Origin of the sequence: Streptomyces sp. CA-106110 (assembly GCF_050936285.1) — a bacterium.
In the GTDB taxonomy this organism is placed as follows: Bacteria; Actinomycetota; Actinomycetes; order Streptomycetales; family Streptomycetaceae; genus Streptomyces.
Map to the genome: position 1 here is coordinate 188,700 of NZ_JBNJNB010000002.1, position 25,884 is coordinate 214,583.

The 25,884-nt window shown below is 67.5% G+C and carries 24 protein-coding genes and 5 pseudogenes; 12 read left to right on the forward strand and 17 right to left on the reverse strand.

What is annotated here, in order from left to right:
• Nucleotides 1–21: 21 nt before the first annotated feature.
• The 3 genes and pseudogenes from ACQEXA_RS58510 to ACQEXA_RS58520 all read left to right on the forward strand — a co-directional run.
• A pseudogene (locus ACQEXA_RS58510) lies at nucleotides 22–459 on the forward strand (transposase); the annotation flags it as partial.
• Nucleotides 460–649: 190 nt separating this feature from the next.
• Nucleotides 650–946, forward strand: coding sequence for a hypothetical protein (locus ACQEXA_RS58515; RefSeq protein WP_433134928.1), 297 nt, complete (start codon nucleotides 650–652; stop codon nucleotides 944–946).
• A gap of 194 nt (nucleotides 947–1,140) precedes the next feature.
• Nucleotides 1,141–1,830: a hypothetical protein gene (locus tag ACQEXA_RS58520; protein ID WP_359411505.1), complete on the forward strand. Its 690-nt coding sequence runs from the start codon at nucleotides 1,141–1,143 to the stop codon at nucleotides 1,828–1,830.
• Between the two features lie 163 nt (nucleotides 1,831–1,993).
• On the opposite strand, the gene ACQEXA_RS58525 is transcribed toward ACQEXA_RS58520, so the two are convergent.
• From ACQEXA_RS58525 to ACQEXA_RS58555, 7 genes and pseudogenes are all read right to left on the reverse strand, one after another.
• Nucleotides 1,994–2,275, reverse strand: a complete 282-nt coding sequence (locus ACQEXA_RS58525; protein WP_359411508.1) for a hypothetical protein — start codon at nucleotides 2,273–2,275, stop codon at nucleotides 1,994–1,996.
• Between the two features lie 134 nt (nucleotides 2,276–2,409).
• Nucleotides 2,410–2,952, reverse strand: a complete 543-nt coding sequence (locus ACQEXA_RS58530; protein WP_433134929.1) for a DUF6882 domain-containing protein — start codon at nucleotides 2,950–2,952, stop codon at nucleotides 2,410–2,412.
• Nucleotides 2,953–3,156: 204 nt separating this feature from the next.
• Nucleotides 3,157–4,084 (reverse strand): annotated as a pseudogene (locus tag ACQEXA_RS58535) (IS110 family transposase); the annotation flags it as partial.
• A 70-nt stretch (nucleotides 4,085–4,154) separates the two neighbouring features.
• Nucleotides 4,155–4,361 (reverse strand): 3'-5' exonuclease, encoded by a 207-nt coding sequence (locus ACQEXA_RS58540; RefSeq protein ID WP_432942385.1) that lies wholly within the window; start codon nucleotides 4,359–4,361, stop codon nucleotides 4,155–4,157.
• A gap of 364 nt (nucleotides 4,362–4,725) precedes the next feature.
• A pseudogene (locus ACQEXA_RS58545) lies at nucleotides 4,726–5,259 on the reverse strand (transposase); the annotation flags it as partial.
• A 118-nt stretch (nucleotides 5,260–5,377) separates the two neighbouring features.
• Entirely contained in the window at nucleotides 5,378–6,220 is an 843-nt protein-coding gene (locus ACQEXA_RS58550) for a TIGR03621 family F420-dependent LLM class oxidoreductase (protein WP_433134931.1), read from the reverse strand.
• Between the two features lie 243 nt (nucleotides 6,221–6,463).
• The gene (locus tag ACQEXA_RS58555; RefSeq protein WP_433134932.1) at nucleotides 6,464–7,501 is read right to left on the reverse strand and encodes a methyltransferase; all 1,038 of its coding nucleotides are present in this window, start codon (nucleotides 7,499–7,501) and stop codon (nucleotides 6,464–6,466) included.
• A gap of 375 nt (nucleotides 7,502–7,876) precedes the next feature.
• On the opposite strand from ACQEXA_RS58555, the gene ACQEXA_RS58560 reads away from it, so the two are divergent.
• Nucleotides 7,877–8,725 carry a GNAT family N-acetyltransferase gene (locus ACQEXA_RS58560; protein ID WP_433134933.1) on the forward strand — a complete coding sequence of 283 codons (849 nt, stop codon included), beginning with the start codon at nucleotides 7,877–7,879 and terminating at the stop codon, nucleotides 8,723–8,725.
• A 107-nt stretch (nucleotides 8,726–8,832) separates the two neighbouring features.
• Nucleotides 8,833–9,060, forward strand: a pseudogene (locus tag ACQEXA_RS58565) (molybdopterin-dependent oxidoreductase); the annotation flags it as partial.
• 60 nt (nucleotides 9,061–9,120) lie between these two features.
• Here ACQEXA_RS58565 and ACQEXA_RS58570 read toward each other — a convergent pair.
• From ACQEXA_RS58570 to ACQEXA_RS58590, 5 genes are all read right to left on the reverse strand, one after another.
• On the reverse strand, nucleotides 9,121–9,453 hold the full coding sequence (locus ACQEXA_RS58570; RefSeq protein WP_432940750.1) for an MOSC domain-containing protein: 333 nt from the start codon (nucleotides 9,451–9,453) through the stop codon (nucleotides 9,121–9,123).
• Between the two features lie 3 nt (nucleotides 9,454–9,456).
• Nucleotides 9,457–10,677, reverse strand: a complete 1,221-nt coding sequence (locus ACQEXA_RS58575; protein WP_433134934.1) for an RNA-guided endonuclease InsQ/TnpB family protein — start codon at nucleotides 10,675–10,677, stop codon at nucleotides 9,457–9,459.
• Nucleotides 10,678–11,042: 365 nt separating this feature from the next.
• On the reverse strand, nucleotides 11,043–11,948 hold the full coding sequence (locus ACQEXA_RS58580) for an ISL3 family transposase (protein WP_433134935.1): 906 nt from the start codon (nucleotides 11,946–11,948) through the stop codon (nucleotides 11,043–11,045).
• A gap of 9 nt (nucleotides 11,949–11,957) precedes the next feature.
• Nucleotides 11,958–12,356 (reverse strand): transposase family protein, encoded by a 399-nt coding sequence (locus ACQEXA_RS58585; protein ID WP_433134936.1) that lies wholly within the window; start codon nucleotides 12,354–12,356, stop codon nucleotides 11,958–11,960.
• 502 nt (nucleotides 12,357–12,858) lie between these two features.
• Entirely contained in the window at nucleotides 12,859–14,088 is a 1,230-nt protein-coding gene (locus ACQEXA_RS58590; protein WP_432923500.1) for an IS701 family transposase, read from the reverse strand.
• Between the two features lie 141 nt (nucleotides 14,089–14,229).
• Between ACQEXA_RS58590 and ACQEXA_RS58595 the strand changes: the two genes are divergently transcribed.
• Complete coding sequence (locus ACQEXA_RS58595) at nucleotides 14,230–15,120, forward strand: LysR family transcriptional regulator (RefSeq protein WP_432940760.1); 891 nt, start codon at nucleotides 14,230–14,232, stop codon at nucleotides 15,118–15,120.
• Nucleotides 15,121–15,505: 385 nt separating this feature from the next.
• Here the strand turns inward: ACQEXA_RS58595 and ACQEXA_RS58600 are convergent, their stop codons facing one another.
• Nucleotides 15,506–15,796 (reverse strand): DUF427 domain-containing protein, encoded by a 291-nt coding sequence (locus ACQEXA_RS58600; protein WP_432940763.1) that lies wholly within the window; start codon nucleotides 15,794–15,796, stop codon nucleotides 15,506–15,508.
• Between the two features lie 28 nt (nucleotides 15,797–15,824).
• Here ACQEXA_RS58600 and ACQEXA_RS58605 point away from each other — a divergent pair.
• A pseudogene (locus tag ACQEXA_RS58605) lies at nucleotides 15,825–16,034 on the forward strand (helix-turn-helix domain-containing protein); the annotation flags it as partial.
• A gap of 613 nt (nucleotides 16,035–16,647) precedes the next feature.
• A complete protein-coding gene (ltrA, locus tag ACQEXA_RS58610; protein WP_432930471.1) occupies nucleotides 16,648–18,066 on the forward strand; it encodes a group II intron reverse transcriptase/maturase in 1,419 nt (472 codons plus the stop codon).
• A 468-nt stretch (nucleotides 18,067–18,534) separates the two neighbouring features.
• Here ltrA and ACQEXA_RS58615 read toward each other — a convergent pair whose 3' ends face one another.
• Entirely contained in the window at nucleotides 18,535–19,002 is a 468-nt protein-coding gene (locus ACQEXA_RS58615; protein WP_433134938.1) for a response regulator transcription factor, read from the reverse strand.
• Nucleotides 19,003–19,661: 659 nt separating this feature from the next.
• The gene (locus tag ACQEXA_RS58620; RefSeq protein WP_433135506.1) at nucleotides 19,662–20,033 is read right to left on the reverse strand and encodes a CGNR zinc finger domain-containing protein; all 372 of its coding nucleotides are present in this window, start codon (nucleotides 20,031–20,033) and stop codon (nucleotides 19,662–19,664) included.
• On the opposite strand from ACQEXA_RS58620, the gene ACQEXA_RS58625 reads away from it, so the two are divergent.
• The 3 genes from ACQEXA_RS58625 to ACQEXA_RS58635 all read left to right on the forward strand — a co-directional run bounded on the left by ACQEXA_RS58625 (nucleotide 19,924) and on the right by ACQEXA_RS58635 (nucleotide 22,763).
• Nucleotides 19,924–21,156 (forward strand): IS4 family transposase, encoded by a 1,233-nt coding sequence (locus ACQEXA_RS58625; protein WP_433134940.1) that lies wholly within the window; start codon nucleotides 19,924–19,926, stop codon nucleotides 21,154–21,156. The two genes, ACQEXA_RS58620 and ACQEXA_RS58625, sit on opposite strands and share 110 nt — an antisense overlap.
• A gap of 453 nt (nucleotides 21,157–21,609) precedes the next feature.
• Nucleotides 21,610–21,933 (forward strand): hypothetical protein, encoded by a 324-nt coding sequence (locus ACQEXA_RS58630; protein WP_432942446.1) that lies wholly within the window; start codon nucleotides 21,610–21,612, stop codon nucleotides 21,931–21,933.
• 218 nt (nucleotides 21,934–22,151) lie between these two features.
• The gene (locus ACQEXA_RS58635) at nucleotides 22,152–22,763 is read left to right on the forward strand and encodes a hypothetical protein (RefSeq protein ID WP_433134941.1); all 612 of its coding nucleotides are present in this window, start codon (nucleotides 22,152–22,154) and stop codon (nucleotides 22,761–22,763) included.
• A 222-nt stretch (nucleotides 22,764–22,985) separates the two neighbouring features.
• On the opposite strand, the gene ACQEXA_RS58640 is transcribed toward ACQEXA_RS58635, so the two are convergent.
• Nucleotides 22,986–23,603: a superoxide dismutase family protein gene (locus tag ACQEXA_RS58640; RefSeq protein WP_433134942.1), complete on the reverse strand. Its 618-nt coding sequence runs from the start codon at nucleotides 23,601–23,603 to the stop codon at nucleotides 22,986–22,988.
• A gap of 357 nt (nucleotides 23,604–23,960) precedes the next feature.
• Here ACQEXA_RS58640 and ACQEXA_RS58645 point away from each other — a divergent pair, with 357 nt between their 5' ends.
• Nucleotides 23,961–24,095, forward strand: a complete 135-nt coding sequence (locus ACQEXA_RS58645; protein ID WP_433134943.1) for a hypothetical protein — start codon at nucleotides 23,961–23,963, stop codon at nucleotides 24,093–24,095.
• A 99-nt stretch (nucleotides 24,096–24,194) separates the two neighbouring features.
• On the opposite strand, the gene ACQEXA_RS58650 is transcribed toward ACQEXA_RS58645, so the two are convergent.
• Nucleotides 24,195–25,880, reverse strand: coding sequence for a DUF1416 domain-containing protein (locus ACQEXA_RS58650; protein WP_432940780.1), 1,686 nt, complete (start codon nucleotides 25,878–25,880; stop codon nucleotides 24,195–24,197).
• Nucleotides 25,881–25,884: the final 4 nt, after the last annotated feature.

Consider the following 25,884-nt stretch of genomic DNA (forward strand, 5'->3'; position numbering starts at 1 on the left):
AAGGCATCGCAGTCCACCTGCGGCCGGCAATGGGCCGAACGCGGTGGCCGACACAAGGACCCGGACCGCGAGCCACGGCCCCGCCGACGGGCGACCTACACCCGCCCCCACGGGGTCCGACACCTCTTCGCCGCCTACGACTTGGCCCGGGACCACCTCTACGGCCACATCAAGCCCAGGAAGAACCGGACCCGGTTCCTGGAGTTCTGCCGCTACCTGCGCAGCCTCTACCCGCCCAACATCCGCATCGCGATCGTGCTCGACAACTTCTCCCCGCACCTGACGACGAAGAAGGACACCAGGGTCGGCGACTGGGCCACAGCCAACAACGTCGAGCTCGCCTACACACCGACCAACAACTCCTGGCTCAACCGCATCGAGGACCAGTTCACCGCCCTGCGCTACTTCGCTCTCGACGGCACCGACCACGCCAGCCACAAGGAGCAGGGCGGGACTGTCCCCGTCCTGCAGCTCGCGGGAGTGTCATGAATCCTGATAGACCCCAGCCGGGCAGACGTCTGGGGAGTGCCCCGGCCCGACCGACCTGAAGTCGGCGCCCGTACAGGTGCGACTGCTGGATGCGGCGGTGCTTGACCAGGCTCCCGGCCGAAGTGCGCGCCGCCGCGCAGCTCACTGGGCTCTGCGGCCGGTGCCCTTGCTCCTGCCGCACACCGCACCACCGGCGGTGCGACTGACCGCCCTCGTGCTGGCTGCGCACACCTCCCCCGAGGTCCAGCATCAGGCCGACATGGACGTCCTCGCGCGGCTGTGCGGCCACTCTCCCCATCAGACCGCAGAATTGCTCGACCGGCTGACGACCGTCCGCGTCCTGGCCGCCTGGCACCACCACCGGGACACCGACGAAGTCCTGTGGCAACTCCCCCACGCATGCACTCCAACCCGCTCTGCAGTACACCCCAGACCGCACCCCATGCGCCGACCCTGAAGCTCAGCCCGAGCGAAAGACATCACTCCAGAGAAACAACACACTTCCCTCACCCGTACTATCTCTGTGGAAGGGCTATTTGCAGCAGTGACCGTTGCTGTCCTCAGACGCCAGCCCGAGCACACGCGCCTGGCTCTGCGCCTACGCCAAAGACCTGGCCGAGCAAGCCAGGAATTCCGAGAAAGGTCAACACCATGTCGGAGAGCACAACGGCCACCACCGAGCTGACATCGCAGTACGCCGCCCAGGTGATTAGCGATCTCGAACGCAACGCCAAGGAGCAGGAACGCATCAGCGCGGACATCGCTGCGCTGCAGGAGCAGTTGGCAGGCCTGCAGCACGACCACTCCGTGCTGGTCAACGTGCAGCAGGTGCTGGGCGTTTCGCCCACGCCGGTGCAGCCTGCGGCCGCCCCGGCCAGCTCCACCGTGCCGGCTCCTCGCAACAAGAAGACCGCTGGTGAGCCCGGCGCCGGCAAGCGGACACGGGCGAAGAAGGCCGCCGACACCCAGGACCGCACGGTGGCCAAGAAGTCCGCCACCAAGAAGTCCGCCTCCAAGAAGACGACGGCTGGGAAGAAGCCCGCGGGTAACGCCGCAGCCGTGAAGGCGGACCAGCCCACGCTCGTCGAGCTCATCCGCAGCCACCTCACCGAACAGAGCGACCCGCGCTCCGCGGCAGAAGTCGCCACCGCTCTCAGTACGGCGCATCCCGAGCGCGGGATCAAGATCACGGTCGTGCGCACCACCCTCGAAGGGCTGGTGGCCAAGAACCAGGCGCAGCGCACCAAGCAGGGCGCCTCCGTCTTCTACACCGCCCCCAACGCGGCCGAGCAGCCGGCGGCACCCGTCGCGGGCGAGGCGCAGGCCGAGCAGGCTGAGTAAAACCGTTGGGCAGCGAGCCGCCGCTGCGGCGGCAGCTCGCTGTACTGGCCGTTAGAAGAGCGCGGCTCCAACGAGCGAACCAGCAGTGGTGTCGGCGCGGGCCTTGACCGAGAGATGCTCACGTCGAGGAGATCGAGCTGTCTTGCGGCGTCAGCCGCGGTCCTCAGCCCGGTGCGAAAAAGCGGGCTCCGCTGACGACGGTGTCCCCGGCTCTGGTGGCCCGCACGTACATGTTGAGCTCCTCCGGCCCCGGACCACCGTCGCAGTAGACCAGCCAGCCCAGGTCGCGGTCCTCGATGTACTGGATCACCTCTGCGTCGACCTCGGATACCGTCCGGCCGATCAGCCGGATACCGTCCAAGTCGACCTGGGGCTCTGTACGCCCGTGCACGGTCACGGCCGCCAGGGTGGGAAACCCTTCCGGATACCAGTAGTGGGCGGTCACCCGTCCTCCCCGCCGACGCAGGGGTACTCCACCCGAACAAGCGCCCCGACGACAAGAACGGAACGGCAGCCTCACAGGACGGCCGACCGCACGAGAGCCGGTATCCGAGGAAGGCTCAGGGCACCGCCCCGACGCTAACTGATATTGATGTTGAAGGTGGAGACGCTGCCGTCCGCATTCGTCAGCGTGACCGGCCCGAAGGTGATGATCACGAAGGATTTGCCTCCCGGGCCCTTGTAATAGCCAGTCGCCCCGGTGACCCGGACAGCCAAGGCCACGAGAGTCGAGGCAGCCCGCTCATCGGCACTGATCTTGGGCTGGGCCAGGGCGGGATGCCCGTTGGCTTCCGCCCAGTCGCGGAAGCTGCGGGAGTCGCGGCTCATGTCGGGGAGGATGCTCTCGTTGGCCCAGGCCCACAGCCATGAGCCCGAGCCCGGGCTGAAGCTGCCGAGGATCTGTGCAGGCGCAGTCGCAGTCTTATCGGGGAAGGTCCATGTGATGATGCCGGTCGTCTGGTCCAGGTCCCAGCGGTCCGCTGAGCCTAGGCCCCAGGACATGTGGGCACGAGCCAGCTGTTCGATCATGTCTTCGCCCTGCAGCAGAAGCACACTCAGGTCGGCTCGCTCCCCGGCCTGACCAGCGCTCTCCGCCTCATTGGCTCGCTTGAACATTCCCATGCTGCGGAGTCTGCCAGACGCCCCTGACTAGTCCGACCGCGCACGCCTGTCACCCCGGAGAAACCGGCGGTCTGGGAGCGCCGGGGCCATTAACCTCCGCTGCAGCCATCAACGCCGAACGCTCAGCTGGACTGGCCCACTGAACCCCTCAGTCACAGCTGCAGCGTGGGTGGCGGTGCGGTGAGCGGGATGCTCCTATGGCTGTCAAGCCGCTGGAGCCAGGTCGGTTTGATTGATTCGCCTGGTCGGTGTGCTGGTCAGTGCGCGGTAGACCGCGGGCGACGAATCGCTTGAGGCAGCGCATGATGTCTTTCTTGTTCAGCCCTTCCTTGGTGCGGCGTTCGACGTAGGTGCGGGTGCGTTCGTCGAAGCGCATGCGGGTGAGGACGATGGTGTGCAGGGCGTTGTTCGCGGCCCGGTCGCCGCCGCGATTGAGCCGGTGGCGGTGGGTGCGGCCGGACGAGGCCGGGATCGGCGCGACCCCGGCCAGGTGCGCGAACGCCGCCTCGGAGCACATGCGTTCAGGGTTGTCGCCGGCCGAGGCCAGTAGCTGTCCGGCGGTCTCGGGGCCGACCCCGAACAGTTCCAGCAGGGCGGGGGCGGCTTGCTTCACCAGCGGCCCGATCTCGCAGTCCAGTTCGGTGATCTCCTCGTCCAGCGCCTGGTGACGGCGGGCGAGCCGCCGCAGCGACGCCCGGGTCGCCGCCAGCGGGTGGGACAGGTCGTCGCCGGGCCGCAACCGGGCGAGCGTGCGTATCAGCGCGGCCCGGTCCAGACCCGCGAGCTGCTCACGCAGCATCGCCGGAGCCGAGACCAGCAGGCCCCGGATCTGGTTCATGGCCTGCGTGCGGGCCTTGATGGCGCTGCGGCGGGCGATCCGCAGCACCCGCACCGCCTCGACCACGCCGTCCCGGCTCTTGGGGATGCCCGTGGCGCGTCCGGACAGCACGGCCGTCGCGGCGGCGTAGGCGTCGATCGGGTCGGACTTGCCCTTCATCCGCCGCGTCTTGCGGTCCGGGCGGTCGACATCGATGACCGTGACGCCGGCGGCGGTCAGCACCCGGGCGAGCTCGGCGCCGTAGGCACCGGTTCCCTCCACCCCGGCCGCGACGAGCTCGCCATGCGGGGCCAGGACCCGGAGAGGTCTTTGACGATGCCCGCGAGCGTGTAGCCGCGCAGATCGGTCTGGGCACGGAACGCCGTCAGCGTGCACAACCCCGCCACCCGCACTTGGCCCCGGCCCGGGCGAACTCCGCACCCAGGAACGAGCTGTCGAACGCCAGCTTGTGCGCCACCACTAGCGAGCCCCGCATCAGCCGTGGCAACGTCCCCGCAACCTGCGGAAACTGCGGCGCGCCCGCGACATCGTCGTTGCTGATCCCGTGCCGCGACTGATTCTCCCGCGACATGCGCCGCTGCGGATCAACCAGAGTGGAAAACTCCGCCAGCACCGTGCCGTCGGCCCGCAGCCGCACGCCGCGACCTCGCACACCCGGTGGCCGCGCGCAGGATCCAGACCGGTGGTCTCCACATCGACGACCGTGTACTCAACCCCCAGGGGATCGATCCCCTCGAAGCCCCGCCGCAAGAACACCGGCTCGAACACCGCGCCCACGCCCCTTCCGCACCCCATGGCTCAAAGGCCGACATCCTCACCGACCACTCGACCAGCGCCTCCACCGGGGTACCCGAAACTCCCCCCGTGGTGCCCTGGCGCTTGGCAGGGTCAGCCGATTCTGCAGGGCCGTGGTCCAGTTGTTCTTGATGGCACTGCGGGCGGCTCTGCCATTCGTGCATGCCGTCGATCACCTCGCTGTCGGTGATCGTGGAGATCGTCGTCTTGGACACCTCGGCGCCGTAGACCTCCTTCAGATGCGCGGAGATCTCGCCGTGGGTCAGGCCACGGGCGGACAGCGACAGCACCATCTCGTCGACGCCGGTCAGCCGCCGCTGCCGCTTCTTGACGATGTGCGGCTCGAACGAGCCCACCCGATCGCGCGGGACGTCGATCTCGACCGGGCCGACATCGGTGAGCACGGTCTTCGACCGGGTGCCGTTGCGGGTGTTGCCGTTGGTCGTCTTCTCGTGCTTCTCGTGCCCAAGGTGATCGGTGATCTCACCCTCAAGAGCGGACTCGAGGATCCTCTTCGTCAACTGCTGCAGCAGCCCGCCCTCGCCGGTCAGCTTGATCCCGTCGGCCTTGGCCCGGTCCACCAGCTGGCTGATCAACTGCTCGTCAAGCGCATCAGCCCGCCCCGTCGACTGCACGTCCTCCACGGCCTCAGCCGACACGGTCACGTCTGTCATCAGGTGTTACTTCCTGTTCGAAGATCCACCGTTGACCGTACAGACCCGGGTATGGGCAGGAGCGCCCACCGCGTTCCGCGGCAAGATCTTGACCTCAAGCCTTGAGCCAGGCCGAGCGTCAGCGCAGGTGCTTGATGACCTCGGCGAACGCGGCCATGTGCGGCTCCAGGACGCTGATGTAGCTGAGGCCGAACTCCTCGCGGTACCGCAGCAGCCGGTCCGCGATCTCACGCGGCGAGCCGAGCAGCACGCCGGGCAGCTGGGTGAGCTGGGCGTCGTCGAGGCCGCTGGCCTGGCGGATGATCGAGAGGTCGACCTTCTCCGCGTTCTCGCCCACCGCCGCGACGAACAGGTTCAGCTCGACGTCGTCGAAGCGGTCGCCGGCGGCCTCCCGCAGCACCTGAATGCGGCGGGCGAGCGCGTCCTCCGGGGCGACACCCGCCATCACCCCGGCCATGATGGAGAAGCTGAAGATGTCGGCCTCGCGGCCGGCGAGACGCAGCATGTGGTCGCCGGCGCCACCCAGCATGATCGGCGGCAGGGGGTTGTCGGCTTCCGCGGCAAGCAGTGTACGTGTCGCCGCCAGGGTCGCCTCCAGTTTCCCCAGTCGCTCCCCGCCGGTGCCGAACGGCACGCCCACGGCCTCGAACTCGGCCGGGACATAACCGGCGCCGAGCCCCAGCTCGAGGCGGGCGTCGGTGAGGCGGTGCACGTCGGCGACATCCCGGGCCAGGTATGCGGGGCTGAGAATGGCGGCATTGAGCACGAACGTGCCCAGCCGGATGCTCGTCACGTCGGCCGCGGCCACCAACGCCGGGAACGGCGCGGCCATGCCCAGGTGGTCGGCTACCTGAAGCACGTCGTACCCGAGGTCCTCCACTTCACGCGCGCGGGCGCGCCAGGCCGACCGGGAGCCGACGTTGAACAGACTGACGCCGAAACGGAACGGGTGATTGGTCATGACAGCCCTTCGTGCTGATGAGTGGGTGAGCCGATGCGACCCTGGACATAAGCTGGCAGCTCGCCGATTACTCGGATTCGGGCTCCTGACCAGCAGAATTGGCATACCAAGCCCCGGGAGGTCGCTGGAAGAGGCGTGGTCCCCGGCCTCTGCGCCTTCCTGCGCGGCCCCAGACCGCCGGCCGCGCAGGAGGTCATCAGAGCGTGGCCCCACGAAAGCGCGAGGCTCGCGAATGGCTGGTCATCACCCTGCTGCGACAGCCTCGATGACGCTCTGGCCTGACTCGGTAGGCGTGACGCCGGTACGACGCAGGCCCGCCGCGGACAGGAGTGCGTCGTACTGCGAGAGGGACCGTTCCTGACCGGGGCACACGGCAAGCATGTTCATGTCCATCAAGGCGGCCGGACCGGGGTTGCTCGGCTTACCGACGAGCATTTCGACCACCGTGACCCTCGCGCCCGGGTTCATCGCGGCACGGACGTTCTTGAGGATGGTGATGCAACTCTCGTCGTCCCAGTCGTGCATGATCATTTTGATGAGGTACAGGTCAGCGGCCGGTACGGACTGGAAGAAATCCCCGCCCACTACCTCGGTGCGGTCAGACAGGCCCTTGCTCGCTGCCTCCTCGATCGCACTCTCCACGACATTGGGAAGGTCGAAGACGATTCCGCGCAGTTGCGGGTCGTCTTCCAACAGCAGATGCAGCAGCGATCCGTTGGCGCCGCCGATGTCGGCGACCAACTCGACGCCCGCCGTGTCGATGACCTTGGCGGCCGTGCCGGTCCACAGAGACGTCGTACTGGCCAGTCCGTCGGAGAAGGCACGAGCTTCGGCGGGATGCTGTTTGAGGTAGTCGAAAAAGTCAGTACCCAGGGCTTCGTGCACCTGGGTCCTTCCCTTGCGTACCGAGGAGGTGAACGCGTTCCAGGACAGCCACTGAGCGGACAATGTAGTCGCCAGCGCAAGGCCACGCAGCGACCCAGGTGCATCCTTGTGCAGAGTGCCCAACAGTGGAGTGCCGCTGAAACGGCCGGAGTCGTCGGCTGTGAGCAGGCCGAGAACTACACAGGCCCGCATGAGGCGGAAGGTCGTCTCGGGCGCGCTGCTCTCACGCTCGGCTACCTCGTCCGCGGTGAGGCTCCCTCCAGCCAGATGCTCCGGCAGGGACAGATCAATGGCCGCGCGGATGATCTGCGGGACCCAGTGGCTGGTCACCATGCTGCTCATCTGTTGATACACGTCGCCAGCCGAGGTCGTGTCCGGCTTTTGCGCATTCGTCATGGGATTCTCCCCTTCAGGTACTTGAAATTCCCATACGTCGCAGTATTCAGACACAGGCTTCAGGGTGTTGGTGCAGTATGTCCGGCAGGTAGGTGCCAAAAGGTCCTCGATTTACCCCGTCGACCCCGCAGCGCCCACTGAGAGCTGCTCTTCCGCCGCCTGCCGGGATACGGTGCCGATCGCCGTGCGCACGCGTTGCTGCTTTCCGACGAAAGGCCGACCTGCTGTGTCTGTCGATCCCAGTGCCGAGGTTCCTCCCGCTGTCCCGGATCCCATGCGCATGAAGCAGTTCGTCGCCGGCTTCGAGAATTCTCAGGCCCTCTATGTCGTGGCGAAGCTCGGCATCGCGACGGCCCTCGGAGAGCGAACGGGTTGATGATGCGCGACTATGATCTGGCCACGGAAGCTGAACTGTCGGAGGCGGAGCAGAACTTCGACCTCAGAATGGGGTTGCCAGAGGCCATACGAACGAAGCTTGGTATGGCGGAAGCAAGGTTCGCGGGTGGTGTGGTCATGTCCATGCGACACGATCCTGCTGGTTACTGGAGCAAGGCCCTGGGATTCGGCTTCGCGACACCCATCACAGCAGATCTTATCCATGAGGTGTGCAGCTTCTTCGAGAACGAGCAGACCCCCATGGCCGTCCTCCAGATGTCGCCCCATGTTCTACCCGATGATTGGAACGAAATCTGCGCAAAGGCAGGGCTCTCTGAAAGTCCCCCCTGGGTGAAGCTGCTCTGTGAGACAGGCGTCGCTTGCCGTCGACTCGCCGAGATGAAGGATTCGCCGTCACCCCTCCGCGTTGCAGGTGTCGACCAACAGGACGCCGACACCTGGGGCGCCGTGATGATGAGCGTGTTCCAGATGCCTGCGGAAGGACTGGCTCAGATGATGAGCTCAGCCGTCGGCCGACCAGGCTGGCACTGCTTCGGGGCATGGGACGGCGATGAGTTGGTGGGTACGGGGATGTTGTACGCCCGTCATGGCATTGGCCGGTTCCTGGGCGGCACAACCGTCCCGCACGCAAGGAAGCGGGGCGCACACACGGCACTCCTCGCCGCCCGGGCGCTGGCCGCCCGAGACTTGGGGTGCCGCTGGCTCGTCGCCGAGACCCGGCCGGAATCACCAGGCACGCACAACCCGTCTCTGCGCAACATGTACCGTATGGGCTTTGACGCTTTGTACGAGCGGCAGAACTGGCTCTGGCGACTCAACGGCCGATGAAGGTCCACCCGTGTTTCCCCGCAAAGGACGGCCAACGGTAGAGGCCTTTCGAGGCCGTCCCTGTGCACTGCTGGATGGCAGCGCGCCGCCGCTGAACAGGGTGCGCTTTCGTCACCGGCCTGATCAGTCACGTGTTGCAGCATCCGCCGGGACGGCTGGCCGACCACCTGCCCAGCCGCCCCGTTTGAGGTCAGCGGCTCACCCAAGGACTTCATGTCGTCTCCGGCATCGCTGCCATTCCGCTGCTGCTGGCGAAGCTGTGGACGGTGTATCCGAGGCTGTTCGCGTGGCCGCCGGTGCGTTCGGTCCGGCACGTGCTGGAGCGACTGTCGGTGGGGCCGCGACCGTGAGCCATCCAAGTCCTGCAGTGATCCGTGCGACGGCGTCGGCTGCCTTTACCCGCCCTCCGTGATGACGCGGAAGTAGAAGCCGGGTCGGCGGTGGACGACCGTGAGGGAGGCCATGCGCGGCTCGTTCAGTCGCATACCGACGCGATAACAGGTCGCGGGGTCGGGTGACCTCAGATACGGCTTCGCCGATCTGGTAGCGGTCCCGATGCACACCTCGTCGGCGGGCAACCCGTCGATGGTGAAGTTCTCCCCGAAGTGGCCGAACTCGAGGTCGTCACAGAACACCCGGCGCCAGTGCGCATAGGACTCGGCTTGTTGAAGGCTCCCCTCCCTGAAGGGAGGGGATTCTCCACCCTCCAGGGCTGCGTGGGGATTCACGGCTCAGGCCGCCTCTTGGTCCAGCGGACCAGGAGGTCTTACGCCCTCGGCACCGTCCGGGTTCCAACCTGCCCGGACCAGCATCACGCGGGCGGAGTTCTTGTCCCTGGGCGAGACGGCTCCGCACACGGTGCAGGCATAGGTTCTCATCGAGAGAGGTAGTGCGTGCTTGGTTCTCGCTCCGCACTGCGCGCAGTCCATCGTGGTGTGCGCCGGGTGCACCAGGCGGACGTCCCGTGCGTGCTTGCGCCCCATCTCGACCAGAGCGCGTTTGGTGGCGGCGATGGCGGCATCGGCTGCCTTGCGGGCCATCGTGGTTTTCGCGAGGAACTTCGGGCGGAAGTCCTCCACCGCCACCCCGTCATGACCGCGCATCACGGACTTGGCCCACTTGCGGCCGGTGTCCTCCCGCTGCCGCGCGACCTTCCTGTGCAGCTTCGCGGCCTGTGCCTGCGCCTTCCGGTAGCCCTTGGATGCGGGCCGGCCCTTCGAACGCCGGCACCGGGCCATCATCCGCTGGTAGCGGGCGAGCCCCTGCGCGGCCCGCTTGCCGTGCTCGGCATGCGGGAGATCGTAGGCGCCATCCGTGGTGATGGCCGTCTCCTTCACACCCCAGTCCACCCCGAGCACCCGCCCCGTGGGAGCGAGCGGTTCGCTCTGCGCGGGGGCAACGAAGGACACATACCAGTGCCCGAGCGTGTCCTGGTACACGCGCACACTCGACGGCTCGGCCGGAAGAGCCCGCGACCACACCACGCTCAGCACGATCTGGCCCGCAAGGTGCAGACGACCGTCCTTCAGACGGAAACCGCGCCGCGTGTAGTTCAGGCTCGGCCTGGCCTCCCGCTTCCGCTTGAAGCGGGGCATCCCCGCCCGGCGGTGCACCGGAAGCCGGTCCTTGAGGTCCTTCAGCGCCTTCGCCCTCGACTTGGCGAAGTCCCGAATCACCTGCTGCTGCGGCACCGAGGCACCCTCGGCCAGCCACGGCATCACCCCGCGGGCCTCGGTCAGCATCCTGTCCAACTGCGCCGGACCACACGTCAGCTTCTCGCCGGACTCCTTGCTCTGCCGGTGGACCTGCTTGGACTTGGCCACGCATTCATTCCAGAGCCACCGGCAGCGGTCCCACTCCGCTTCAAGTGCGCGCCGCGCGGTAGCCGACAGGCGCACACGGAAGGAGTACCGGGCATGCCCGGCCCCCTCCGTGGTCGCGTCTGTCGTCATGCATCCGAACCTACCCGGGAGGACTGACAGTTGAGACCTCTTGATCGCCACGGCTCGCTCACCTCGTCGCGGGTGGACGGTCCTTCGCCCTGGAGGCGAAACCCCTATTTCCCGTCCTGCTCCGCAGGAGTCCGATTCCTCCCCGGCCTGAAGGCCGGGGCATCCTCGGAGGAACCCGGTGAACCAAGACTGCCCTCTGCTCTCCGCCGCGCCCCTGCGGGTCTGCCCGTCCCCGTCGATGTTGAGCCGACGTACCATCCGTGGCCCTTCGACGGGGGTACTTCCACGCACCGGTGTGCACGGTCTTTCCGCGCCAGTGCACGTCTTTGAGGATACCTACGTTGAGCGAAAGTGGGTCTTCGAAGTTAGGCGGGGTAGAGGTGTCCTCGGGCTCGCCGGGTGGTGACGCACCGTGTCCGTAGCCGCTGATTCTCGGCATAGCGGAACCCGAAGGCGTTGCGGGCGACGAGCTTGATCACGCGGTTGATCCCTTCGCTCTTGGCGTTGTGGTGCCCGGTGTCGATGAACGCGGCGATCTCGGGCCACCAGCGGTCGACGGTGGCGGCGAGTTTAGTGACCTCGGGGATGTCGCTGTCCGCGCACCAGGTGAGGAACTTCCATCTGGCGTGGCCGATTTGCTCGCGATCGGCGCTGGTGCGGGCCAGCGCGAGCAGGGTGCGCAGGCTCTCCTTGGCGATCCAGGCGGTGAGCAGTCGCTGTCCGATCGGGCCTTCGTCCAGGAGCGGGTTCCACATCCGTTCGAACTGTTCGTGGGTGAGGTCCTCGCGGTTGCGCAGGAGGCAGTTGCGGGCCTTCCACTCCGGGTCGGTGGCGCGTCCGCGTCGGCCCCGGACTTCGGCGGTGGTGCGGCGCCGAACAGTGGAGAGCATCTTGTTGGCAAGCTGGACGACATGGAAGTGGTCGACCACGATCAGCGCGTGGGGCAGGCCGGTGCGGATGGCGGCGCGGTAGGTGGCCGACATGTCGATGGCGACGTAGCGGATGTTCGTGCCCCAGTTCAGTGGGGTGGTGGACAGCCAGGCCAGGACGTCGGCGGCGCTGCGTCCCTCGACCTGGCCGAGGAGCCCACCAGTGCCGAAGGCGTCGACGAAGCCGGTGTGCCATCGGTCCCGGGTCAGCTGCCACTTCCCGGTGTCGGGGTCCTGCTCCCAGCGGGGTCGCCCGCGCCTCGTCTCGTCCAAGCCCAGCGCCTCCACTCCGGGCAGCTCGGCCTCGGTCACCTCACGGGAGGCCGTGCGGAATGCGGACATCCCCGTTGGTCAGGAGACGTGCAGGTCGCGGGCAGCCTGGACGACGGTGGAGCCGGCATCACGCACCCGCAGGGCCGCGGCGCGACGAAGCCGGGCAGTGATCCGGGCACCCGCCGGAATCTGGGGCACCTGCTCGGTGAAGGACTTTCGGGCGCAGTCCGGTTCATGGCAGTACCAGCGGCGTTTGAGCCATGCCAGCTCCAATCCCCGTTCCCCGTAGGAGAGATCACGTGGACGGGTGCGGACCAGGCCCTTCACCCGCGAAGCGAACGTCCCGCAGGACGGGCAGGCCCGCGCGGTCTCGTCCGCGGTGATCAGGTGCACCCGCCGGGTGCCGTCCGTCAGGCGCTCGACTCGCTCCACGGCCAGGCCGTCGAGGTCCAACAGCGTCGTCGTATTGTTGTCCAAGCCCGTGGTTCCATGTGATCAAGCTGCGTAGAGAACAGTCATGATCGTTTATGGCCACGGGCGCCTTGCGTCCAGGGGCCCGGACAGCCAATCACTCACACTGCGTGACAGGCACGAGCAACGACGGACATCACACCCCGCCTAACTTCGAAGACCCGCGAAAGTAGCGTTGACACCCGATCCTTCCGGCTCGGCACTGCCAATCAGCGGGTCGGTCACCGGCTCATCTGCTCGAAACGTAGTGACTCCAGCGGCCCCTTCTAGAAGACCGCTGAAGATCTTGCTCCGGCCGCCCGGCTCACCCCGAATTGCCGGTAAATGTCAATCGCCATGAACTAGTGCAAGCCGGGCGCGACTCCGAGATCTTCAGGACACTCCTAGTAGGGCTTGGTCAGGTAGGGGGCGAGCGTGTCGTATCAGGGCCAGGGTCTTCGGCAGGTGGGGCACGCCCCGGCCCAGCAGACGAGGAGGACTTGGAGCCCGGCCACGACCTGGTAGATCGTCAGACCGTGGCCGGTGCTGGCGGGCACAGTCGCTCCAGGGTGCAGAACGCCTGCGCCACCGAGGCCAGCGTGAGATGTCGCAGGAAGCCTTGGTAGGTGCGTCCCTCGAAGTGGCCCAGCCCCAGGGCGGTCTTCAATTCCCGGTAGTCGTGCTCGACCCGCCAGCGGATCTTCGCCAGCCGCACCAGGCGCCGCAGGGGAACGTGGGCGGGCAAGGTGGACAGCCAGTACTTGGTCGGCTCCGGCTCTTTGGCGGGCCACTCGGCCAGCAGCCAGCACACCGGCAGGTCCTCACCGGGGTGCGCCCGGCGGACCCGCGCTCCGGCCGGCCGGACCCGCAGCGCGACGAAGTACGAGCGCAGCGGCCCCTTCGAGCCGCGCCGCCAGGTGACGCGGTGCCGTGCGCCGCGCCCGGCGGCCAGCACGATCTCGCGGACCGACACCGGCTTGTCCCGGTAGCAGGGCACCGGCGGCCGCCCGGTGCCCGACCACGGCGGGGCGGTGCGCGCCGCCGTCTGGGGCAACACCGCGGTATCCGACCGCACCCCGACGACATACGCGATCTCCCGCTCCTCCAGTGCCAGGCGAAAGGCCCCGTCCTGCCCGTAGCCCTCGTCGGCCACCACCAGCGGCGGATCCAGGCCCCAGCAGCGCAGCTCGTCGACCATGTCCACGGCCAGCTGCCACTTCGGCACGTGCCCGACCTCATCGGGGACGCGCGCCCGACGGCGCCGCAGGACGGCGCTCTCGGGCTCGTCTGCGGTGGCCGGATCCCATTCGGCGGGCAGGAACAGCCGCCAGTTCACCGGGCAGGAGGCGGCGTCGGTGACCAGGTGCAGACTCGGCGCGACCTGGCAGTTGGCGGTCTTGCCCAGCGCGCCGCAGTACTGCGCGGCCACCCCCGGGGAGGCATGACCGTCCTTGGGGAAGGACACGTCGTCGATCACCCAGGCTGCCGGGTGGATGGCCGGCTCCATCCGCCAGGCCAGCTCGGCCAGCACCATCTGGTGCGACCACGGGGAGTCGGCCAGGAACTGCTGCAGGCCCTGCCGGTCCACCCCCAGCCGGGCGGCCATCGGCTCCATCGACTTGCGCCGCCCCGCGCCCAGCAGCCCCCGCACATACCGCTCGCCCCACCGCCGCTGATCCACCCGCCCGAACGAGCCGAACACCTCGGCCGCGAGCGACTCCAACCGCTGTTGGGCCTCCGTGAGCTCCTGCGGTGTCATTCCCCTCACCTCCGAGAGACGACACACCGCTACTCACCCAAGGTAACCAAGCCCTACTAGACCACCGATTCTGGTGTTAGGCTCAGACCCCTTCGGCTTTCGAGTTATAAGACTTTAATTGGTTTGGCATAGATTCTGAGAATGGCTACTTTGAGAGCGCTGGAGTGTCTGGTGGCACTCGTCGATACGGGATCTGTGACGAAAGCGGCAGCAGCCCTGCACATGTCACAGCCTGCCCTCTCCCACCAGATTGCCTCCCTTGAACGGGAACTGAACACACCGGTTGTGGAGCGCCTGTCCCGGGGCGTGCGGGTCACTGCAGCCGGCCTGGCTGCCGCGGCAGAGGCGCGCGTGGCACTGAGAGCGGCCGAGCGGGCCGTGCAAGCCGGACGAGACGTGGCTGGCGGAGGTGCGGGCCGGTTGCGGCTGGCCTGCGCGGAGACGATGACAGTGTGGCTTCTGGTGCCCATCTTGTGGCGCTGGCGTTCCAGCCGACCCGATGTCCAACTGGATCTCATGGAGTTCACCAGCAGCGACAGGATGGTCGAACATCTCATGGCGGGCGAGGCCGACCTGGTCGTCGGACCGGAACCCACCGGCACAACGGCCTACCTGGAGCATCTGGGGGACGAGGAAATGGTCGTGGTCGCCTCGAGCGAGCACCGGTTCGCTGGAAAGGCGTCCGTCACGGTCAAGGAGCTTATTGACGAACCGTTCATTCATTACACGCCGGACAACGGCAACGCTGCTTGGCTCGATCAGTTCGTCTCCGCCCACCAGGTCTCCCTCATGCCCGTCCTGCGCACGCGCAGTCCTCGCACCGCGGCCCAGCTGGCTGGGGCTGGTATGGGTGTCTCCATCGTCCCCACATCCGCGCTCACCGCTCAGCCCTCGGGGGTGGTACGTCGCCTGGAGCCCCGCGTGTACCGCGGGGTCGTAGCGGTCGCAGCCGCACCCTCCGACGCGCTGGTCTCGCTGTTCCTGGAGGACCTGCGACGGCGTGGCCTGCCGGCCCCCAGCGCTGCCCCCTGAGGGCCCTCGACTGCGGGAACAGCCCTCGGCGGGCTCGCTCTGACGAAGCTGTTCCCACAGATCGGAGCCGACTTGGCGACCGGCTCTGCCGCACTTCACCGGTGAGGCCGACCACGTGCCCGGCTGTTGGGTGAGCGACACGTGAGCCCTGCGTCGATCGACTCGGACCGCCCTTGCCTGCCGGCCGTTCTTCGGGCCTCCTCGTGCTGTGCCGCTCGCTGCACGAGGGCCGTCCGCCTTCGACCGGAATGATGACACCGGTCATGAAAGTGTTGGTCACGGCGAAGGGGACGGCCTGGGCAACATTGTCGGGGGTTCCCATACGTCGGCCGGTGCTCAGTTGCAGATCAGGGAACGGGGCCTTTGGACGTGGCGGGCAGATGGGTCAGTGCCGGAGAACTTCATCCGTCGAAAGCTCCCGGTCGATCCCGTGGGGGACCACGGTCTGGCCCTGTTCGAGGCGCAGCCGCTCTCCGTCGAGATAGACCTCGACCTCGTCGGGTTCGAACGAGACCAGGTCGCTGATCCGCTCGAGCTCGGTGTAGGCCTCGCGATACGACCAGGCCGCACCCTGTACCCCGTCGATGTCGTAGTAGCTGGCCAGGCCCTTGTACGGGCAGAACGTCTGCTCCTCGACCCGGCTCAGCTCCTCTTCGTGGATGTCGGCACGCGGCACGTACCATCGCGGTGCGAAGCCGGACTCGGGCCGGCCATGGAGCCCGCCACTGGAGGACCGGGGCTTGCTGGTCGCCGCTCACTGGCGCACAAACCTGACGCTGCGACAGCTCGCCCCGCTCTTCGGGATCTCCAAGTCGGCCGCCGACCGCGTCATCGACCACCTCGCGCTGCTACTCGCCCTGCAACCTCGCAGGCGGTCCCGCAAGAACATCGTGCTGATCGTGGACGGCGCGGTGCGCCACGAGGCGTTGGTGCGCCGTGAGGCGCGGTGAATCGAAGGAGGTGCGAGACCTCCTCGCCAGGTTGTCGCAGCAGCCTGGTGGGAGCTGAGCGCAGTCCGATCCGGGAGACGCCGGGGAGGGCGGGAAGCAGCGCTGACAAAGCCGGGACTGCTCGGAACTACCAGACGGGCCGGGTCCGGCGAGCGAGATCAGAGGGCGTACGAGAGGAACCAGTGGTAAAGCTCCGTAAGCGTGGCACCGGCTCAAATCTGGTGGATATGGGCCGGGTTGTAGCGCACAGTTCGCTCGTTGAGCGGGCTGACTCCGTAGCCGACTTGGCGTGTCGGTGGGGAGGCCACGGCGAAAGCCTGCGGCGTAACCGTGGCGATGCTGCCGGGGCAAAGCTGGGCGCCGGACTGACCGATCGATTCACCGTGAACACGGGAACCATCTCGCGTTGTTCCCCGGGCCCGGAATCCATCCGGGTTCTTGGGATAGATACGTCGTCTGTCGAAGGCGCGGGATGGGGCGGAGGCCCCGTAGTAGTCCGAGCGGACGAGAGGTCCGCGCATGGCGAAGGGGGCCAGCAAGTCGGCAATAAGGATGCTGGAATGCCGGGAGGCCGTTGGTGAATACCGACGAACTGGAATACGTCTTACTCAAGGCGGAACGCCGGGTACTGGAAATCCAGACCAAGCTGCACCGTTGGGCCAGTGATGACCCTCATCGCAGGTTCGATGATCTGTACAACCTCGCCGCGGACCCGGGCTTCCTGCTGGTGGCCTGGGATCGGGTGCGGAATAACAAGGGCGCGCGCACGGCGGGAGTGGACGGCGAGACCGCCTACTACATCGAGTCCGTGCGGGGGCTGGAGGGGTTCCTTTCGGAACTGCGAGATGATCTCAAAGCCCGCACCTTCCGGCCCCTCCCGGCTCGGCGACGCGCGATTCCCAAGGCTGGCGGCAAGGTCCGCTACTTGGGGGTCGCGACCATCCGAGACCGGGTAGTCCAGGCGTCCGTGAAACTGGTGTTGGAGCCGATTTTCGAGGCGGATTTCCTCCCGTGTTCCTACGGATTCCGTCCGAATCGCCGGGCTCACGACGCAGTGGCCGAGGTGCACCATTTCGCATCCCGCTCGTATGAGTGGATTGTTGAAGGTGACATCAAAGCCTGCTTCGACGAAATCTCGCACACCGCTCTTATGGGCCGGGTGCGGGAACGGGTCGGAGACAAACGTGTCTTGGATCTGGTGAAGGCATTTCTGAAGGCTGGCATCCTCGATGAGGACGGCACGCTGGTGGATACCAACGCTGGGACTCCGCAAGGGTCGATTCTTTCGCCGTTGCTGAGCAATGTGGCTCTCTCGGTCCTGGACGAGCATATCGCCCAAGGGCCGGGCGGCCCCGGAGCCAGCCCGTATGGAAGGGCCAAGCGACGCCGTCAAGGTCTGCCCAACTACCGTCTCGTGCGGTATGCGGACGACTGGTGCCTGCTCGTGTCGGGCACCAAGGCACACGCTGAAGCCCTGCGGGAAGAAATCGCCGGGGTCCTGTCCACGATGGGCTTACGCCTGTCGCCGGAGAAGACCCTGATTACCCATATCGACGAGGGCCTCGTCTTCCTCGGCTGGCGCATCCAGCGCCACCAGAAGCGAGGCACCGGCAAACAGTACGTCTACGTCTATCCAGCCAAGAAGGCCCTGGTGGCCGTCATGGCCAAGGTGAAGACGATATGCCGGCGGAGCACGAACCTGTCGCTCGAAGACCTGCTGCGTCAGCTCAACCGGATGCTGCGGGGCTGGACCGCGTACTTCAAGTACGGGTGCTCGAACGCGACTTTCAGCTATCTGAGGGCCTATCTCTGGAAGGAGATCATCAGATGGCAGGAGCGCAAGCATCGGCGCGTTCCTTGGAAGGTACTACGCCGACGCTACGGCATCTGGCCCGCCGAGGGCGGGAAGGAATTGTTCGATCCGGCAAGAGTGAGCGCAAAGCGCTACTACTACCGGGGAACACGCATCCCGACACTGTGGCCGAGCACAGCATGAAGTGAACACCGACCCACGGGACTTGTGGAGAGCCCGGTGCGCTTAGCGGTGCACGCCGGGTTCGGGAGGCGACCCGGAGAAACGGGCTGGTCGTGAGGCCAGTACCGCGCTCCGGGTCGACCTCACGATGACCGGGCGGGGGTAAAGGGATACCGCCACCGGTCTATCGCAGCAGTCCGGTTGAAGCTGAGGGCAGCCTGACCCGGGGGACGCCGGGGAAGGTGGGAAGCGGCCCTGACAACGCCGGGACGTGCTGGCACTGCCAGAAGGTGAGGGTCCATCAAGCGCTCCAAGGGCAATTTTCCAAGGGCAATTTTCTTTCCTTGTCATGACAGATGATCGGGGATCTCGTGGTCTCACCGTCCACGCAGCAGTACGCGCCGCGGCCGCACTGCTTTTGCGGTTACGCCGCGACGCCCTGCAGTGCTCCGATGGCTGGCTGAGGGGCGCGGTCTGACGGTTGGCCTGTCATACGACTCCCGCGCGGACCGCGTAGGCGACCGCGTGCGCCCGGTTACGCAGTCCCAGGCGGACCGTCATGGAGTGCAGGATGTTCTTGATGGTCTTTTCCGAATAGTTGAGCTGCTGGGCTATCTCCGACGTGGACAGGCCTTCGGCGACGAGGGAGAGGACGTTGATCTCGCGAAGGTTGAGTCCGGCCGAGCGGGGATCTGTCCCGGTCCGTGCGCCGTTGTTCGATTTGATCTGCTCGATGAGGTCCTTGATCATGGCTTGGGGCAGGTCCGCGTGGCCCGCCCGGGTCGCGAGTACCGCCTGAACCGCGCGTTCCATGCTGGTTTGCGGGCGTGGCAGGAAGCTGACCAGCCCGCGGCTGATGGCGCGGACCAGATGGGTACGGCTGATCGAGTCGGCCACCAGGACAACGGCCGGCGTGGCTCCGGAGGCTTCCCGAGTGACACGCTCGATTGAGGTCAAGGTGTCGCCCGTGATGTTTGATGCCAGGACCAGTACCGTCTCGGCTTCTGACGCTCGATCAGGGGGCAGCAGCCGTATGGATGGGGACTGGCTCAGGTAAGCGGTCGCGCAGTCTTCGGTCACAGGATCACTTGCCAGCAGAGCCAATCGAAGCGGCGCGGTGGCACATACCAGACGGGTACCGGACGACACGGGGGGCTGTTGCCTCCCGGGGATTGCGCTGAGATCCTGGTCTCCAGGGGCGAAGCTCAAATGATCATCCTTCGAAAGATCCGCCCTTCGTCGAGTCGGTGATCCACCGGATACGCGATCCTTGCCGTTGCTGGGCGAGTGAGACGACGACACCCTTTTCACGCCGAATCCGGCTGGTGACAGGGGGCGAAGCGGCCCTCGCCGCGGGTGACATCGTCTGTCCATGCTGTCTATCCGGAAACCCCACATCCGTGGCGTTCACGCGGCCGTATGGGTGAGGGCCTCCGATTCACGTCTGGGAACTCCCCGGGATGCCCGCGGCGGATGTCTCGGCGATCCCTAGAGCACGAGGCTAAACCGACTTGTCGGTTTGTGGAGCTTTCAACCGATGAGATTTTTGGTGGCCCAGAACATACTTTCCGAATGGGTCGCTCGCCTCCACTCCGTCGCGGCGCCCTGACTCCCTGTCAGAGCGCAGGGGGTGCAACGGTCTCCTCGCGGTGGCGGCGGTGCCTGGCCGCCTTGGCGCTGTTGCCGCAGCGCTGCATCGAGCACCACTTCCGGGGCCTTCCCTGCACGGCGTCGAGGTAGATCATCCTGCAGATCTCGGAGTCGCATTCGCGCAGTTTCTGCCGTCGCGCCGGATCCGAGAGCAGCGTGATGAGGTCGCGGGCGTCTAAATAGATGCAATACCGGTGACTTTGATGTTCTCGGGTCGTTGGGTGAGGTGTGCCAAGGCCCGGACAGGTGAAGTCGTCAGCAGGTGAGCGGTTGTCGGATCGGATTGCGATCGGGGTGCTGACCCGGGCGTTTCCGCCGGAGCTGGTGGACGAGGTGATCGCGGAGTGCGGCCGGGCCGAGCAGCGGCAGCGGCTGCTGCCGGCCCGGGTGGTGGTCTATTTCGTGCTGACGATGTGCCTGTTCTCTGGGCAGGGATATGAGGAGGTCGCGCGGCTCCTCACCCACGGTCTGGAGCGGATGGGCCGGTGGAAGGGGACGTGGCGCGTGCCGACCACCGCGGCGATCGGCCGGGCTCGGCTGCGGTTGGGCCCGGAACCATTGCGGGCCCTGTTCGCTCGGGTGTGCCGTCCGGTGGCGACCGAGGAGACGAGCGGGTCCTGGTATCGGGGTTGGCGGCTGGTCGCGGTGGACGGCACCACCTTCGACGTGCCGGACACCGAGGCAAATGCCGCCTTCTTCGGCCGTCCCGGGGTCAGCCGGGGACAAGAGAAGAGCGCCTATCCACAGGCGCGGGTGGCCGCGCTGGTCGAGTGCGGCACCCACGCGGTTTTCGCAGCCGAGGCCGGACCGCTGACCGTCCATGAAACCGAGTTGGCCCAGCGCCTGTTCACGGAGCTGAGGCCGGGCATGCTGGTCCTGGCCGATCGGGGCTTTCGCGGCTTCGACTTGTGGCGGGCCGCCACGGTGACAGGCGCCGACCTGCTGTGGCCGGTCAAGAATGATGCCGTGCTGCCAGTGCGGGCCCTGTTGGAGGACGGCTCGTACGTCTCCGAGATCGTCGCCGCCCGGGACAAGAACCGCCGCGCAGACCCCGCCCGGGTCCGCGTCATCGAGTACACCCTCGCCCCCGGCGGCATGGTCTATCGGCTGATCACCACCATCCTGGACCCGAAGGCCGCATCCGCTGCCTCGCTGGCCGCGCTCTATGCCCAGCGGTGGGAGATCGAGAACACCCTGGACGAGATCAAGACCCACCAGGGCGGGCCCCGTCTGGTCCTGCGCTCCCAGCACCCAGCCGGCGTCGAACAGGAGATCTTCGGCTTCTTCCTGGTGCATCACGCCCTGCGGGAGCTGATGCACCAGGCGGCGCGGCAGTCGGACCACGACCCCGACCGGATCTCCTTTACCCGAACCCTCCGCGTCGTCCGCCGCCACCTCACCGACCAGGCGGCGTTTTCCCCCCTCCCGGCTGACCCGGGCCCTGGCCGCAGCCCTGCGTGAGATCCGCGAACGCCCCCTGCCGCCACGCCGGTTACGCGCCAACCCCCGCGTCATCAAACGCAAGATGTCCAACTGGAAACTCAAAAGGAGCGAGCACCGCAATCCGACCCAGCCGGACGCACCCCGCGCGACCCTGGTCGAGCCGACGAAGACGAAGCCGACCCGCCGGAAAACAACCTAAATCACCGGTATTGCGTCTAGATGATCGATTCCAAGGGATCGGCTGCGGGCACAAGGGAAGGGAGCCCAACGTCGGTGTGTGAAGACAGAATTGGACTCCCTCGCCACCGCACTCTATGTGAAGACCGACGACCTGCTGAAGGCATCACCGCATCGGGCAGGCGGTCTGCGGCACGATGACCGACCGCGGGCAGGGCCCTGGGAGACGGAGAGCACCAGCTCAGTCTCGTCGCCGCGCGGGTGGATCACAGGTTCGTTCGGGCCGAGGTCTTGGTGTCGATCGGAGGCGCTCCGCCGTGGCTGCGGATGCCGCCGCAGGCCGAAGAGGACTTCGTGAGGCTGCGGGCGCTGCTGGTCTTCGCGCTGGAGGGCAGCACGGTCCGTCACGCTGTCCTGGTCGCCTCAACCGCCGCCGAGCCCAACCCGCGCGCGTGCGGCTGGACCGTGCGGGCTGGGTGGCTGCACCCCATGGACACTGCCGCACTCCAGCAGGCCGTCCTCCTCTGCCCGGGGGTCTTTGCCCCGCTGCGCAAGGTCTACCCCGCGCCGGTTCTGCCCCAGCTCACCAACGACAGCGACGAGGAGTTCCCTGCATGACCGGCCCGCTGTAGCCGTGGCGCCCGGAGGACTTCGACGAGCGCTGTGAGACGTGTGGCGCACCTCCAGGCCGGCTGTGCAAGCCGTCGTGCGACACCGGCTACACCGCCGAAGACGCCCGCCGTGACGCCGACCGCCGCCAGGAAGCCGCGCCAGCGCCGTCACACCGCCCCGCACCGGACCCGTCCCCCAGCCACCGAAGGAGTGAAGGCGCCACCATGCCACAGGAGTTGGCCACCCAGGAGCAGTTCGACGCGTTCGCCGACGAGGTGGCGCGCAAGCTGGGCACGCACTGCCGGACCGATCCGCTGCCCCAGTACGCGCGCGGTCTTGCGCGGCTGGTCGTCGACGGCGACGGCCGCGCCCTGCGCCTGTGCCGGCCCGACGCACGCCGCCCCGACCGGCTGAAGGTGTACGCCGCACTACCGGACGAAACCCACGTGCGGGCACCGTCGATCGGGGTGACGGCCAGCAGCGCCGACCATGTGGCCCGCGAGATCACGCGGCGGCTGTATCCGCTGCACGCCCAGGCCGTGAAGCAGGTCGCCGAACTCACCGCGAAGCAGCAGGCGGAGGCCCAGGGGCGCGGCGCCGTCGCTCACGCCCTGGCCGGCCAACTGCCCGGCGCACGCGTCTCAAAGGAGCAGCGCCGTACGCGGGTTGTCTGGCGGCGCGAGTCCAGGCCGTCCGGTGAGCCCGGCCACGTCGAGGTGGAGGACGTGTGCGCGATCGTCGGCCCCTTTGGCGACTGGGTACAGGTGCAGGCGACCGGCCGCCCCAGCTCCGTGATCCCCATGCTGGCCGCCTTCACCCAGGCGGACCGGAATTGAAACAGCAGGTCAGCGACTCACCGCACGCTCGGTGCGCGCCGGGGCGTGGTAAATGCCGTGGCGCACGCCGGAGGTGCTCCTGATTGCTCTATCTCCCGACGGAGCCGCAAGATCGCGCCCGGTATGGCCGCTCATGAGGAGCCCACGCGGAGCGTCGGCGACTGACGACAATGCGGCCGGGCACCAGCTATGGGGCCACCGACGCCCCATAGCTGGCCGGCTTTAGTTGCCGGTGCCTGCCTCGTCGGTCGTGCCGGCGAACGGCACAGTAAGACAGGCGAGCCGTGCCCCAGCCATTCCTGCCTCGCCGGGCTTCGTCGCCGTCCCGTGCTCGTGGATGATCACGGACCGGGCCTCGCCCGGCCGGAAGCCCCAGTCATGCCGGGATTCGGCGGTGGCACGGCCCTGGGCGTCGGTCCTGAAGTCCAGCCACACCTCGTTCTCGGAGTTCGCGTAGGCGGGGTCGGTAGAAGGCTGGTTGGGGTCCTTGACGTTCTGGTAGTGCGGACCGGAGGCATCCGGGGTGCGGCCACACGGCTTGGTGTGCACATGCGCTCCATACACGCGGTTCGGGAGCAGCCCGCTCACCTGGAGCCGAACGCTGGTGGCCGCGCCGCCGACGGGACCGCCCACCTGCTCGACGACGGAGATGCGAGCGCCCACGGGCACCGTCTTCGCGTCGTACGTCAGCGGTTGCGACGGATGGAACGGCGAAGACGGCACGAACTGCCCCTCCACCTTCACCGTGCGGGAGCCGTCATCCGCGAATACCGATGTGGCCGGCAGCGCGAGCACTGCTGTAACGGCAAGGGCGGCGAAAGCTTTACGAAGAATCCTCATGAGCGGTCTCCCTCGACAAAGCACGATGAGCGGTCCGGCGGGATGGCCGTCCCACCGTACGGGCCAACGATTCCGCGCCACGCGTAGAAGGCGTCCGTTGGAGTGAAGGGTCGAGCAGGCGCACTCTAGCGTCTTAGATTGGCTTAGCGAGCCTGAGTGTTGCTCAGCCTTGGGAGCCAATCGCCTTCGTGCCCTGGTACTGAACGACAGGAGCCGTCAGTCCGCGTGGCACGTCCCTGCGGACGCTGGTCGACCGGGCCGCAAGACCCGACCGAGGAGGGTGCCCGACGTCGCCTGGGCGCCGGGCGTGCGCGTAGCACTCTGCCACAGGTTCACTACGGTTCGCTCATCCAACCGGTGAGCCTGGGTGAGGCTTCAGGCGCGATGGCCTGGAGCACGGTGACGGTGCAGCCCGGCCGCTACGAGCTGGCCTGCAACTTCCCCGGCCACTACGCGGCCGGCATGTACACAGAGCTGGACGTCACACGGTGACCACAGCAAGGAGCGGCGCGGACGCTGGAGCTGTGCCGGGGTGATGCCTGGGACGGGCGTGCCCGAGCATGGCCTGCGGCTTGTATGGGGGCGGTGGCCCTACTGTCCCTGCATCATGGGCCTTGCGTGCTCGAAGGCGTCGTCGACGAGGACGACCTGGTGTCCTGCGGCGGCAAGCAGTGAAGCCGCGATCGCGGCTCTGAAGCCGCTGCGGCAGTGCACCCAGATTTCGGTGTCCGGCAGGGCGGAAAGGGCTCCGGGCACTTCGGGGAGCGGAACGTGCCGGGCGCCGGGCAGGTGTCCGGAGCGCCACTCGCTGCCGCTTCTGACGTCCAGGACCTCTATCGGCCGCCCGGCCCGGGCGGTGGCCAGGGTCGTGAAGTCCGATCGGGGGTAGGAGGCCAGCCGGGGTGGGCCTGCCCATTCCAGCGGGCTTCCGGCGGCGACGGCCGCGGGGTGGTCGAAGCCGATCCGCAGCAGCCCGTGCCGGGCGGCTTCGAGCTGCTCGGCGTCGGCGGCCAGCAGCGTGAGCGGAGCGTCGAATGGCACCAGCCAGCCCAGGTATGTGGCCAGCGATCCGCGGGCGTCGAAGTTCACCGTGCCCCGCAGGTGGATGTGGGCGAAGTCGGCTCGCGGCCGGACGTCGACCACCCACTCCCCGGCTGCGATGCGGTCGGCCAGCTCGGAGGGAGTGGCGGTGTGCGGCACGGTCAGGGTGGTCAGGGGCACGGGTCCGGCGGCGTTGATCGGTGCCATGTGGCGGTAGTACGCGGGGTAGGGCTCGAGACCGGCCAGGGCGCTGGAGACGAAGGCGTCCTCTGCCAGGGTGAAGACGGGGTTGGCGGCGCGTTCGCGGCCGATGGTGGAACGTTCGACCGCGGTGGCGGTCGTCGCCGTGCAGAAGCTTCCGAATCCGTGGGTCGGCAGGACCACGGTGTCATCGGGCAGTACCTCGGCCAGGTGGCGGGCTGATCGGTACTGCCGGCGGGCCAGCGGCTCGGCCAGGTCCGCACCCATCAGGTCGGTGCGCCCGGTGGTGCCGTACAGCAGCGAACCGCCTGTGCATACCAGCCGTGGCGTCCCGCCGGAGGGTGCGAAGGCGTAGGCGACGTGGTGGTCGGTGTGCCCCGGCGTGCCGATCACCTGGATCTGCAGCTCGCCGGCCGGAAGCTGGTCGCCGTCGCGTACCCGGACGGCGTCGAAGCCGAGCTTCGGCCCGGCCGGCACCGCATAGGCGGCATCGAACCGGCGGGCCAGTTCCAGACCGCCCGTGACGTAGTCGTTGTGCAGGTGGGTCTCGACGACCGCGTCGAGCCGCAAGGCCCGCGAGTCGAGCACGGCGGTGATCCGCTCCAGGTCGCGCTGGGGGTCCACGGCGACCGCTACCGACCCGTCCGTGATCAGGTAGCTGCGGTTGCCCAGGCTCAGCGTGGCGAGCTGGATGACCTCCAGGCCCTCGGGCAGCTGAGCCGACAGGCGCAGCTGGGCCTCGGTGACCTGACCGAGCTGCGCCTCCACCGGCAGCTCTGTGGCGCCGCGCGGCGACAGCACGCGCAGCACCCAGTGCCCTGGCGTCACGTAGAAGCGGAACGTGCCCGAGGAGGCGGTGACCACTTCGCCGACGAACTCCCCTGCCGGGTCGAGCAGGCGGACCCAGGCACCCGCGACCGGCCCGTCGGCGGCCTCGACGCGGCCGGCCACCTCGGTCCGGGTGGTGGTGTCGATCTCCGGTACAGCGGCTGCCTGGCGTCGGCCACCCGTCGGCGCCGCTGGGGTTCTGGTCACGTCT